This is a genomic window from Salinivibrio sharmensis (assembly GCF_001995985.1).
In the GTDB taxonomy this organism is placed as follows: Bacteria; Pseudomonadota; Gammaproteobacteria; order Enterobacterales; family Vibrionaceae; genus Salinivibrio; species Salinivibrio sharmensis.
On record NZ_MUFC01000016.1, the window covers coordinates 50,575 to 63,262 of the forward strand.

9 protein-coding genes are annotated in these 12,688 nt (G+C 50.5%); all 9 read right to left on the reverse strand.

The window, feature by feature from the left end; all coding sequences use genetic code 11:
* Positions 1-126: 126 nt before the first annotated feature.
* Entirely contained in the window at positions 127-4,341 is a 4,215-nt protein-coding gene (gene rpoC / locus BZG74_RS13030; RefSeq protein WP_077772999.1) for a DNA-directed RNA polymerase subunit beta', read from the reverse strand.
* A gap of 83 nt (positions 4,342-4,424) precedes the next feature.
* The gene (gene rpoB, locus BZG74_RS13035; RefSeq protein WP_077773000.1) at positions 4,425-8,450 is read right to left on the reverse strand and encodes a DNA-directed RNA polymerase subunit beta; all 4,026 of its coding nucleotides are present in this window, start codon (positions 8,448-8,450) and stop codon (positions 4,425-4,427) included.
* A gap of 228 nt (positions 8,451-8,678) precedes the next feature.
* The gene (rplL, locus tag BZG74_RS13040) at positions 8,679-9,047 is read right to left on the reverse strand and encodes a 50S ribosomal protein L7/L12 (protein WP_077773001.1); all 369 of its coding nucleotides are present in this window, start codon (positions 9,045-9,047) and stop codon (positions 8,679-8,681) included.
* A gap of 57 nt (positions 9,048-9,104) precedes the next feature.
* On the reverse strand, positions 9,105-9,593 hold the full coding sequence (gene rplJ, locus BZG74_RS13045; RefSeq protein WP_046074511.1) for a 50S ribosomal protein L10: 489 nt from the start codon (positions 9,591-9,593) through the stop codon (positions 9,105-9,107).
* 229 nt (positions 9,594-9,822) lie between these two features.
* Positions 9,823-10,527 (reverse strand): 50S ribosomal protein L1, encoded by a 705-nt coding sequence (rplA, locus tag BZG74_RS13050; protein ID WP_077773002.1) that lies wholly within the window; start codon positions 10,525-10,527, stop codon positions 9,823-9,825.
* A gap of 4 nt (positions 10,528-10,531) precedes the next feature.
* Complete coding sequence (gene rplK, locus BZG74_RS13055; protein WP_077773003.1) at positions 10,532-10,960, reverse strand: 50S ribosomal protein L11; 429 nt, start codon at positions 10,958-10,960, stop codon at positions 10,532-10,534.
* 122 nt (positions 10,961-11,082) lie between these two features.
* Complete coding sequence (nusG, locus tag BZG74_RS13060; RefSeq protein ID WP_025744447.1) at positions 11,083-11,628, reverse strand: transcription termination/antitermination protein NusG; 546 nt, start codon at positions 11,626-11,628, stop codon at positions 11,083-11,085.
* Positions 11,629-11,639: 11 nt separating this feature from the next.
* Positions 11,640-12,011, reverse strand: coding sequence for a preprotein translocase subunit SecE (secE, locus tag BZG74_RS13065; protein WP_025674747.1), 372 nt, complete (start codon positions 12,009-12,011; stop codon positions 11,640-11,642).
* Between the two features lie 226 nt (positions 12,012-12,237).
* Positions 12,238-12,688, reverse strand: a 451-nt coding sequence (locus BZG74_RS13070) for an EF-Tu C-terminal domain-related protein (protein ID WP_101494709.1), incomplete at its 5' end; no start/stop codon positions are given.

Below are 12,688 nucleotides of genomic sequence, written 5' to 3' on the forward strand. Positions count from 1 at the left end.
CCAACCTAGGCGGCTTTTTTGTCGCTGTCGTCACTGACAACCCCACACGCCAGATAAACAAAAGGCACCTCCTCGGAGGTGCCTTTGTATGTCGCCGTAGCGTTGATGACATCAACGCTTCTGCGCTTAGTTGTCGTCGTTAAGACCGGCGTTCAGTAGCGCGGCAAGATCTTGCGATGCTTGCTCTGCATCGACCTGAGGCGCAACAGGCTGCTCTGGCTCGGCACGTTTTGCTTGACGGTCTTTGTGATACGCGAAGCCTGTACCGGCTGGGATCAGACGACCCACAATCACGTTCTCTTTCAGACCACGCAAGTCATCACGTTTACCTGCCACGGCAGCTTCAGTCAGCACGCGCGTGGTTTCCTGGAACGATGCCGCTGAGATGAATGACTCAGTCGCCAACGATGCTTTGGTGATACCCAGCAGATCACGACCAAAGGTCGCTGGTTGCTTGCCTTCCGCTTCCAGATCGCGGTTAGCAATCATCACACGTGAGTATTCCACCTGCTCGCCTTCCAAGAACTCGGTATCACCCGCAGACTTAATGGTCACCTTACGCAGCATCTGACGCACGATGGTCTCGATGTGCTTATCGTTGATCTTAACGCCCTGCAGACGGTAAACGTCTTGGACTTCGTTAGTGATGTATTCTGCTACCGCGTGAATGCCACGCAAGCGCAGAATGTCGTGTGGTGATTCAGGACCGTCTGCGATCACATCACCTTTCTCGACTTTTTCACCTTCGAATACGTTGAGCTGACGCCATTTTGGAATCATCTCTTCGTAAGCTTTACCCTCTTCTGGCGTGATAATCAGGCGGCGCTTACCTTTGGTCTCTTTACCGAAGGAAACAGTACCTGTGATCTCTGCCAAGATAGCAGGCTCTTTTGGCTTACGTGCTTCAAACAGGTCAGCAACACGTGGTAGGCCACCAGTGATATCCTTGGTACCGCCGCTTTCTTGCGGGATACGAGCAAGGGTGTCACCAATACCAACGCTTGCACCATCGTCCAGTTGAACGATCGCTTTACCAGGCAAGAAGTACTGAACCGGCATATCAGTGCCAGGTACCATTACGTCGTTGCCTTGGGCATCCACCAACTTCACAGCAGGACGCTTGTCTTTACCGGATGATGGGCGCTCAGACGCATCCATAACCACAATAGAAGACAGACCGGTTAGCTCGTCCGTTTGACGCTGCATGGTCGCGCCATCAATCATATCCACGAAGCGAAGGTTACCTTCTACCTCAGTGATGATTGGCATGGTGTGTGGGTCCCAGTTAGCCACTACGTCGCCAGCTTCAACGGCTTCGCCGTCTTGCTTACCAAGCGTCGCACCATAAGGAACTTTGTAGCTTTCTTTGGTACGGCCAAACTCATCAACAATGGTCATTTCTGTGGCACGCGAGGTAATCACTAGCTTACCATCGCTGTTGGTCACAGACTTCGCATTGTGCAGGTGCATAGAACCTTTGTTCTTCACCTGGATGTTGTTTTCTGCTGCTGCACGCGATGCCGCACCACCAATGTGGAAGGTACGCATGGTCAGCTGTGTACCTGGCTCACCGATAGACTGTGCCGCGATAACGCCCACAGACTCACCGTGGTTAACCAAGTGGCCACGTGCCAAGTCACGGCCGTAACAGTTTGCACAGCAACCAAAATCCGTTTCACAAGTTACGACAGAGCGTACTTTTACCTTGTCGACAGAGTGGTGCTCAAGAATGTCACACCACTTCTCGTCGAGTAGGGTGTTACGTGGCGCCAGCACTTCTTCTGTGCCCGGCTTGAGAACATCTTCAGCGACGACACGACCAAGCACACGCTCACGCAGTGCTTCTTTTACGTCACCGCCTTCGATAACCGCCATCATGTGGATACCGCCTTCGGTGCCACAATCGGTTTCGGTCACTACCACGTCTTGGGCAACGTCAACCAGACGACGAGTCAGGTAACCTGAGTTCGCAGTCTTCAATGCCGTATCCGCCAGACCTTTACGCGCACCGTGCGTGGAAATAAAGTACTGAAGTACGTTCAAACCTTCACGGAAGTTCGCGGTGATCGGTGTCTCGATGATCGAGCCATCTGGTTTCGCCATCAGACCACGCATACCAGCGAGCTGACGAATCTGTGCAGCAGAACCACGTGCGCCTGAATCGGCCATCATATACACGCTGTTGAACGAGGTCTGTGTCTCTTCTTCACCGTCACGGTTGATCACTGTCTCGTTAGACAGGTTATCCATCATGGCTTTTGCCACTTGCTCGTTCGCCGCCGCCCAAATATCGATCACTTTGTTGTAGCGCTCACCAGCGGTCACCAGACCAGACTGGAATTGCTCTTGGATTTCCGCAACTTCGCTTTCAGCCGCTTCAATCAGATCGTATTTAGCTTGTGGGATCACCATGTCGTCGATACCGACAGAGGTGCCCGATAGCGCTGAGTAAGCAAAACCTGTGTACATGATTTGGTCAGCAAAGATAACCGTATCTTTTAGACCCAGCTTACGGTAACAGGTGTTGAGCAAGTTAGAGATTTGCTTTTTGCCCAGCGGCTGGTTAACCAACTCGTATGGCAGGCCATCTGGAACAATCGTCCACAGCATGGCACGGCCAACCGTGGTATCGACTAGCTCTACTTTCTCAGTGCGAGCGCCCATCTCATCGATATCGATTTGCTTGATGCGCACTTTTACGCGGCTATGCAGTTCAGCATGACCGGTACGGTAAACTTTTTCAGCTTCACCTGGACCAGCCAGGTACATGCCTTCGCCTTTACCGTTCACCTTCTCACGGGTCATGTAATAAAGACCCAGTACCACGTCCTGAGACGGTACGATGATAGGATCACCGGAGGCTGGCGATAGGATGTTGTTGGTCGACATCATCAACGCACGCGCTTCGAGCTGGGCTTCCAGCGTCAGCGGTACGTGAACCGCCATCTGGTCACCATCGAAGTCAGCGTTATAGGCCGCACATACCAATGGATGCAGCTGAATCGCTTTACCTTCGATAAGCACAGGTTCAAACGCTTGGATACCCAAACGGTGAAGCGTTGGTGCACGGTTCAGCAGGACAGGGTGTTCACGGATGACTTCATCCAAGATATCCCATACCACAGCTTCTTCGCGCTCAACCATCTTCTTGGCCGCTTTGATGGTGGTCGCCAGACCACGGGTCTCAAGCTTGCCGTAGATAAACGGTTTAAACAGCTCGAGTGCCATTTTCTTTGGCAGACCACACTGATGCAGACGCAAGTATGGACCCACGGTAATTACCGAACGGCCAGAGTAATCAACACGTTTACCCAGCAGGTTCTGACGGAAACGACCCTGCTTACCTTTGATCATGTCAGCCAGCGATTTCAGCGGACGCTTGTTCGAACCGGTGATCGCACGGCCACGACGGCCGTTATCCAGCATCGCATCCACAGACTCTTGCAGCATGCGCTTTTCGTTGCGCACGATGATGTCCGGTGCAGCAAGATCAAGCAGGCGCTTCAAACGGTTGTTACGGTTGATCACGCGGCGATACAGGTCGTTAAGATCTGATGTCGCAAAGCGGCCACCATCCAACGGCACCAATGGACGTAGATCCGGCGGCAACACAGGCAGCACGGTCAGGATCATCCACTCAGGGTTGTTACCTGATTGCAAGAAGGATTCAACCAGCTTCAAACGCTTGGTGATCTTCTTACGCTTGGTCTCAGAGTTGGTCTCTTCGAGCTGCTCGCGCATTTGTTCTGTCTCAACCGACAGATCCATGTTCGCCAGCAGTGCTTTAACTGCTTCAGCGCCCATACGCGCGTCAAATTCGTCGCCCCATTCTTCAAGTGCGTCTAGGTATTGCTCCTCAGACATCATTTGACCACGCTCTAGGTTGGTCATGCCTGGTTCAATCACAATATACGACTCGAAGTAAAGCACGCGCTCGATGTCACGCAGTGGCATGTCCATCAGCAAGCCGATACGCGATGGCAGCGACTTCAGGAACCAAATGTGGGCAACAGGAGAAGCCAGCTCAATGTGACCCATACGCTCACGGCGCACTTTGGTCTGAGTAACTTCAACGCCACATTTTTCACAAATGACGCCGCGGTGCTTGAGGCGTTTGTACTTACCGCAAAGACATTCATAGTCTTTGACCGGGCCAAAGATACGTGCACAGAACAAACCGTCACGTTCAGGCTTAAAGGTACGGTAGTTAATGGTTTCTGGCTTTTTCACTTCACCAAACGACCATGAGCGAATCATGTCAGGTGAGGCAAGACCGATCTTGATCGAATCAAATTCTTCGGTCTTATGTTGTGCTTTCAGAAACTTAAGTAAGTCTTTCACAATCGGCTCCTGTGAGGAGTTGACCCATAAAGGCGCTGACAGGCAGCGCCTTCATATTCTTACCGGAGAGAGTAGCGCGTGGCTTACTCGTCTTCCAGCTCGATGTTGATACCCAACGAGCGGATTTCTTTCAGCAATACGTTGAAAGATTCCGGCATGCCCGGCTCCATACGATGGTCGCCATCAACGATGTTTTTATACATCTTGGTACGGCCATTAACGTCATCCGACTTCACGGTGAGCATTTCTTGCAGGGTATAGGCAGCACCGTATGCTTCCAGTGCCCACACTTCCATCTCACCGAAGCGCTGACCACCGAACTGTGCCTTACCACCCAGCGGCTGCTGCGTCACCAGGCTGTATGAGCCAGTTGAACGGGCGTGCATCTTGTCATCAACCAAGTGGTTCAGTTTCAGCATGTACATGTAACCGACAGTTACTGGACGCTCAAACTTCTCACCGGTACGGCCATCGTAAAGGTCAAGCTGACCTGACTCTGGCAAATCACCCAGTTTCAGTAGCTCTTTAACAACCGGCTCAGGCGCACCATCAAAGACAGGAGATGCCGTTGGCAGACCATCACGAAGGTTATTGATCAGTGTGCGAACTTCCTCGTCAGTCAGTTTACTAATATCCACTTCCTGACGGGTATCACCCAGATCATAGACCTTCTGCAAGAACTCACGGAATTTCGCCAGTTCCTGCTGCTCTTTGAGCATACGGTTGATCTTGTCACCGATACCTTTCGCCGCCAGACCCAAGTGAGTTTCTAGGATCTGACCGATGTTCATCCGCGAAGGTACACCCAGTGGGTTCAGTACCAAGTCAACAGGCTCGCCTGTCTCATCGTAAGGCATATCTTCGATCGGGTTGATCTTAGAGATAACACCTTTGTTACCGTGACGACCGGCCATTTTATCGCCTGGCTGAATGCGACGTTTCACCGCGAGGTAAACTTTAACAATCTTCAGCACGCCTGGCGCAAGGTCATCACCCTGGGTGATCTTGCGACGCTTGGTGTCGAATTTCTTATCAAAGTCCGCTTTGATTTCGTCGTATTGCTCAGCCAATTGCTCGAGCTGGGTTTGCTGTGCTTCGTCATCCAGCGTTTGCGTCAACATGGTCTGACGATCCATGTTGTCGAGCTGGCTGTCGGTATAACCGGCTTGAGAAAGCAGTGTGCGAACACGCGCCATCAGACCGCCTTCAAGGATAGAGAACTCCTCGGTCAGGTCTTTCTTGGCTTCTTTCAGCTGCATTTCTTCGATTTCGAGCGCACGCTTGTCTTTTTCTACGCCATCGCGAGTAAAGACCTGTACATCGATAACCGTGCCTGATACGCCGTTCGGTACACGCAGTGACGAGTCTTTTACGTCAGACGCTTTCTCACCGAAAATAGCACGCAGCAGTTTCTCTTCTGGTGTCAGTTGTGTTTCGCCTTTCGGCGTCACTTTACCAACCATGATATCGCCGCCTTTCACTTCGGCACCGATATACACAACCCCTGACTCATCCAGCTTAGAAAGCGCGGCTTCACCCACGTTTGGAATATCCGCTGTGATTTCTTCGCTGCCCAGCTTGGTATCACGCGCCACACAAGAAAGCTCTTGAATGTGGATGGTGGTCAAACGGTCTTCCTGAGCCACACGCTCAGAAATAAGGATGGAATCCTCAAAGTTGTAACCGTTCCACGGCATAAACGCGATACGCATGTTCTGACCCAGTGCTAGCTCGCCCAAGTCAGTCGATGGGCCGTCAGCCAGTACGTCACCTTTTGCCACTTCGTGGCCCGGCATCACGGTTGGACGCTGGTTAATACAGGTGTTCTGGTTAGAACGGGTGTATTTGATCAAGCTGTAGATGTCGATACCGGCTTCGCCTGGTACCAATTCATCTTCATTCACCTTCACCACGATGCGTGAAGCATCTACCGACTGGATAGTACCGCCACGTTTAGCAACCGCGGTCACCCCAGAGTCAACGGCAACGTTACGCTCAATACCCGTACCCACTAGCGGCTTTTGCGCACGCAATGTCGGCACCGCCTGACGCTGCATGTTCGCACCCATCAAGGCACGGTTCGCATCGTCATGCTCAAGGAACGGGATCAGAGAAGCAGCCACCGATACAACCTGATTGGTCGCAACGTCCATGTACTGGACATGGTCACGTGGGTGCAAACCTGATTCCCCAGTCTTACGTGCGGTAATCAACTCGTCAGTGAATGAGCCATCTTCATTTAACGCGGCGTTTGCCTGCGCAATGACGTAGTGACCTTCTTCAATCGCTGACAGATAATCGATTTGATCGGTGACTTTACCGTCAACCACTTTACGGTACGGGGTTTCAAGGAAGCCGTAGCCGTTGCAGCGCGCAAACGCAGACAGTGAGTTAATCAGACCGATGTTCGGTCCTTCCGGCGTTTCGATTGGACAGAGACGACCGTAGTGCGTCGCGTGTACGTCTCGAACTTCAAAGCCAGCGCGCTCACGCGTTAGACCACCTGGACCCAACGCAGAGATACGACGCTTATGCGTTACCTCAGACAATGGGTTGTTTTGGTCCATGAACTGTGACAGCTGAGAAGAACCAAAGAACTCTTTAACCGCCGCAGAAATAGGCTTGGCGTTAATCAAGTCTTGGGGCATCACGTTATCGAGATCGCCCAAGCTTAAACGCTCTTTAACCGCACGCTCAACACGCACTAAGCCAACACGGAACTGGTTTTCTGCCATTTCACCCACTGAGCGAATACGACGGTTACCTAGGTGATCGATATCGTCCACTTCGCCAATACCGTTACGGATATGGATAAGTTTACGCATCACCTCGATGATGTCTTCTTTACTCAGTACGCCAGGGCCGGTGAGATCGTCACGACCTAGCGAGCTGTTGAACTTCATTCGACCGACGGATGACAAGTCATAACGATCATCAGAGAAGAACAAGCTCTCAAACAATTGCTCGGCGGCTTCACGCGTTGGCGGCTCACCAGGACGCATCATGCGATAGATTTCTACGAGCGCCGTTAGACGATCCGTGGTGTTGTCGATACGCAAGGTATCGGACATGTACGGGCCATGGTCCAGGTCATTAGTAAACAGGGTTTCGATACGTTTGTGACCTGCTTGCGACAAGTGCGCCAGTGTCTCCAGGCTTAACTCTTGGTTAGCCGAGACAATCACTTCGCCTGTTTCCTGATTGATGTATTCACGTGCAGAGATCTTGCCCGCAATGTACTCAACAGGTACTTCGATGTGATCAACGTTATCTTTCGTCAACTGACGGATATGACGCGCAGTAATACGACGACCCTGCTCAACGTACACTTTACCGTCTGCTTCGATATCGAAGCTGGCGGTTTCGCCACGTAGACGCTCAGGCACCAGTTCCATGACTAGAGACTTGCCTTTTACTTCGAAAACGACTTTTTCGAAGAACAGATCCAAGATCTCTTCGGTGGTGTATTCCAGCGCACGCAGAATAATGGAAGCCGGTAGCTTACGACGACGATCGATACGAACGTATACGATATCCTTAGGATCAAATTCGAAATCCAACCATGAACCACGGTATGGGATCACGCGTGCGTTATATAGCACTTTTCCTGAGGAATGGGTTTTACCCTTATCGCTGTCGAAAAAGACGCCCGGACTACGGTGCAGCTGGGATACGATAACCCTCTCAGTACCATTGATGACAAAGGTACCATTTTCAGTCATGAGCGGAATTTCGCCCATATAGACTTCTTGTTCTTTGATGTCTTTAACGGTACCAGCCGGGGCATCCTTATCAAACATCACCAAGCGCAGTTTCACGCGCAGTGGGGCCGAATAAGTTACGCCACGAATTTGGCATTCTTTGACATCGAAAACTGGCTCACCGAGACGATAGCTAACGTATTGCAGCTCGGAATTGCCGTTGTAGCTCTGAATTGGAAAGACAGAGCGAAAGGCAGCTTCAAGACCGTATTGCCCTTCTGGATCCTGCTCGATAAAGTTCTTAAAAGATTCAAGCTGGATCGACAGCAAGTATGGCACGTCCAGAACTTGCGGACGCTTACCAAAATCCTTACGGATACGCTTTTTCTCGGTATAAGAGTAAACCATAGGGTTCCTCAGCTCGCTGATAAGTGACCCAAACTGTCCAGTACGAGGGACAGTGACTAAACAACCACCGTTTAGTGTAGGAAAATCAAAGCGCTTGCTTTGATTTTTTTGCATGGTCAGCAGTGATAAAACGGGGTGAAAATTTCACTACTGCCCTACAGCGCAAAAAGGCCGGTGGCTTTTTAGCCACCAGCCAATGCCTTTTCAGGCTAGGAAATTAAGTATAAATTACTTAACTTCAACAGAAGCACCAGCTTCTTCTAGCTGAGCTTTAAGCGCTTCAGCTTCTTCTTTCTCAACACCTTCTTTCAGAGGTGCTGGCGCGCCGTCAACAAGCGCTTTCGCTTCTTTCAGGCCTAGACCAGTTGCGCCACGTACCGCTTTGATAACTGCTACTTTGTTCGCACCCGCTTCAGTTAGGATCACGTCAAATTCGGTTTGCTCTTCAACAGCGCCGCCTTCAGCTGCACCGCCAGCAACAACTGCTGCTGCAGCTGATACGCCGAATTTTTCTTCCATAGCTTCGATAAGCTCAACAACTTGCATTACAGACATGTCTGCAATTGCGTCTAGGATTTGCTCGTTAGTGATAGACATAACAATTCTCTTTAAAGTCAACAATAAAAGGATTAAGCAACCAAATTAAACGGGCAATTAAGCCGCGTCTTTTTGATCGCGAACAGCGGCGATAGTACGAACCAGCTTGCCGGCAGAAGCTTCTTTCAAGCCCATCATTAGGCGGGCAATTGCTTCGTCGTACGTTGGCAGTGTCGCCAGTACCTCTGGGTCAGTGATCGCGCCTTCGAATGCAGCAGATTTAACCTCAAACTCTTTGTTTTCTTTTGCGAAGTCTTTGAAAAGACGCGCAGCGGCACCTGGGTGCTCGTTAGAAAACGCAATCAGAGTTGGGCCAACAAAAGTGTCTTGCAGACACTCATACTCAGTGCCTTCAACTGCACGGCGAGCCAGTGTGTTACGCACAACTTTCATGTAAACGCCCGCTTCACGCGCTTGTTTACGTAGAGAAGTCATTGCGTCAACGGCAACACCGCGAGAATCAGCAACTACTGCAGACAGGGCTCCACTGGCAGCTTCGTTGACTTCAGCAACAATTGCTTTTTTGTCTTGAAGGTTTAAAGCCATTTGGATTTGCTCCTGGATTGTTTAACACCACTCTCTACAGCCTTGCAGAGAGAGCTTGTACGGTGCAGATCCAAGAAAGACGAGAAATCTATCATGTTCTGGCACCGTCTACGTAGGAAATATTAAGTTCATAATGAACGCCTACGGTCTTGGACGAAGTTTGCCGAAGCAAACTCAGCCATAAAATTGTCAAGCGAGAGAGTATAAACTACTCACTCGCTTGTCGCAATTAGTTAACGCTTGCTTCCAAAGAGTTCTGGTCGAGAGACACGCCAGCACCCATGGTTGTTGAAAGGCTAACTTTCTTGATGTAAGTACCTTTAGCTGAAGTTGGCTTCGCCTTCTTCAGTGCCACCAACAGCGCTTCCAGGTTTTCTTTCAGGCTGTTCGCATCAAAGTCTACTTTACCGATAGTGGTATGAACGATACCGTTCTTATCGTTACGGTAACGAACCTGACCTGCTTTCGCGTTCTTAACCGCTTCAGCAACGTTAGGCGTTACAGTACCCACTTTCGGGTTTGGCATCAGACCACGTGGGCCTAGGATAGTACCTAGCTGACCAACAACGCGCATTGCGTCTGGTGAAGCGACGACAACGTCAAAGTTCATTTCGCCTTTCTTCACTTGCTCAGCAAGATCTTCCATACCTACGATATCAGCACCGGCTTCTTTCGCCGCGTCAGCGTTCGCACCTTGTGTGAACACAGCAACACGGATGTCACGGCCTGTACCGTTTGGCAGTACAGTCGCGCCACGAACGTTTTGGTCTGATTTACGAGCATCGATGCCAAGGTTGACAGAAACGTCAACACTTTCAACGAATTTTGCAGTCGCCAGTTCCTTCAGTAGAGCAACGGCTTCGTTGATGTCGTACTCTTTAGTCACATCAACTTTTTCGCGGATAACGCGCATGCGCTTAGTCATTTTCGCCATTGTCTTAACCCTCTACGTTCAGGCCCATTGAACGGGCAGTACCCGCAATAGAGCGTTTCATCGCTTCGATGTCCGCACCCGTCATATCTGCCGCTTTAGTTTCTGCGATCTCTTGGATCTGCGCGTCAGTCACGGTACCCACTTTTTCAGTGTTCGGACGACCTGAACCAGATTTCACACCTGCAGCTTTCTTAAGCAGAACGGCTGCTGGCGGCGTCTTGGTTACGAAGGTGAAAGAACGGTCACTGTAAACAGTGATAACAACAGGAATCGGCAGACCTTTCTCGATAGATTCGGTCTTCGCGTTAAACGCTTTACAGAATTCCATGATGTTCACACCGTGTTGACCCAGAGCAGGACCAACCGGTGGCGATGGGTTAGCTGCACCCGCTGCAACTTGCAGCTTGATGTAAGCTTCTACTTTCTTTGCCATTATTCAATTACCTTATTTTGGGTACTGACGTCTATCTCGCGATAAACTCCCCGTTTAACAAAAGGGCGCGAAATTATAGTCAAATTTCGCGCCCTTGCCAACCGTTGATGATGCTTTTTTGATCAGGTTTTTTCTACCTGGCCAAACTCAAGCTCAACTGGGGTTGCACGGCCAAAGATTGATACAGACACTTTAAGACGGTTCTTATCGTAGTCAACTTGCTCTACGACACCATTAAAGTCTGCAAATGGTCCTTCGGTCACACGCACCACTTCGCCCGCTTCAAACACGGTTTTGTGAACCGGAGACTCACTCGCTTTTTCTAAGCGATTGAGAATAGAGTCCGCTTCTTTATCAGAAATAGGTGCTGGGCGATCTGAGGTGCCACCGATGAAGCCCATGACACGAGGCACACCACGTACCAAGTGCCAAGATTCATCGTTCATCACCATTTGGACGAGCACATAACCTGGGAAGAATTTACGCTCGCTCTTGCGACGTTGCCCCTGGCGCATTTCAACCACTTCTTCGGTTGGCACCAAGACTTCCCCGAAATAGTCTTCCATTTCGTGCATTTTGATATGTTCACGCAATGACTGCGCAACACGGCTTTCAAAACCAGAGAAAGCCTGGACCACATACCAACGTTTTTTGGGAGCTTCGCTCATGTACTTTTACCTCACACGCCAGTGATTAGGCGGACTAGACGGACCATGATTCCGTCAACGCCCCACAAGATGAGCGCCATAACGACAGTAACAGCCAGAACGATGAGAGAAGTCTGTAAAGTCTCTTGGCGGGTTGGCCAAATCACTTTACGCACTTCCATACGCGATTCGCGTGCAAACGTGATCGCAGCTTTTCCTTTCATCGTGAGTGCAGCGACACCACCGGCAGCGGCAACCAATACCACCACGGCAGCAGCTCGCACTACCACAGACACGTCACTGTACAGGCTATTCCCTATCACGGCTGCGGCCAATAGGACAAAAACAACACCCCATTTAAGGATGTCCATCGAACCGGATTGGGTCTCAGCGTTCGCTTTCATACATTCTACCTGTAACAAGTCTACATAGACGGCAGTGCCTTTTCAGCCATCCACAATCAGTGTTTGGCAAAGGCACATGGTGATCATAACGCCTCCATCAAGCACGATACGATCACGAAACTCTGCGCTTGCTAACGACTGCTGGCTAAATTCACACCAATAGGAGCGTCAAACGCAGAAAAAGGGCATCAAATGATGCCCTTTTTACTAGTGTTTCGTCAAATCATTATTCAATGATGTTGGCAACAACACCAGCGCCTACAGTACGGCCACCTTCACGGATAGCGAAACGTAGGCCTTCGTCCATCGCGATAGGTGCGATGAGCGTAACAACCATCTTGATGTTGTCACCAGGCATTACCATCTCAACGCCTTCTGGCAGTTCGATAGTACCGGTTACGTCAGTTGTACGGAAGTAGAACTGTGGACGATAGCCTTTGAAGAACGGAGTATGACGGCCGCCTTCGTCTTTGCCCAGTACGTATACTTCTGACTCGAACTTGGTGTGCGGAGTGATTGAACCAGGCTTAGCCAGTACTTGACCACGCTCTACTTCGTCACGCTTAGTACCACGTAGAAGAACACCAACGTTCTCACCCGCACGGCCTTCGTCTAGAAGCTTACGGAACATCTCAACACCGGTACATGTTGTTTTCGCAGTCTCTTTCATACCTACG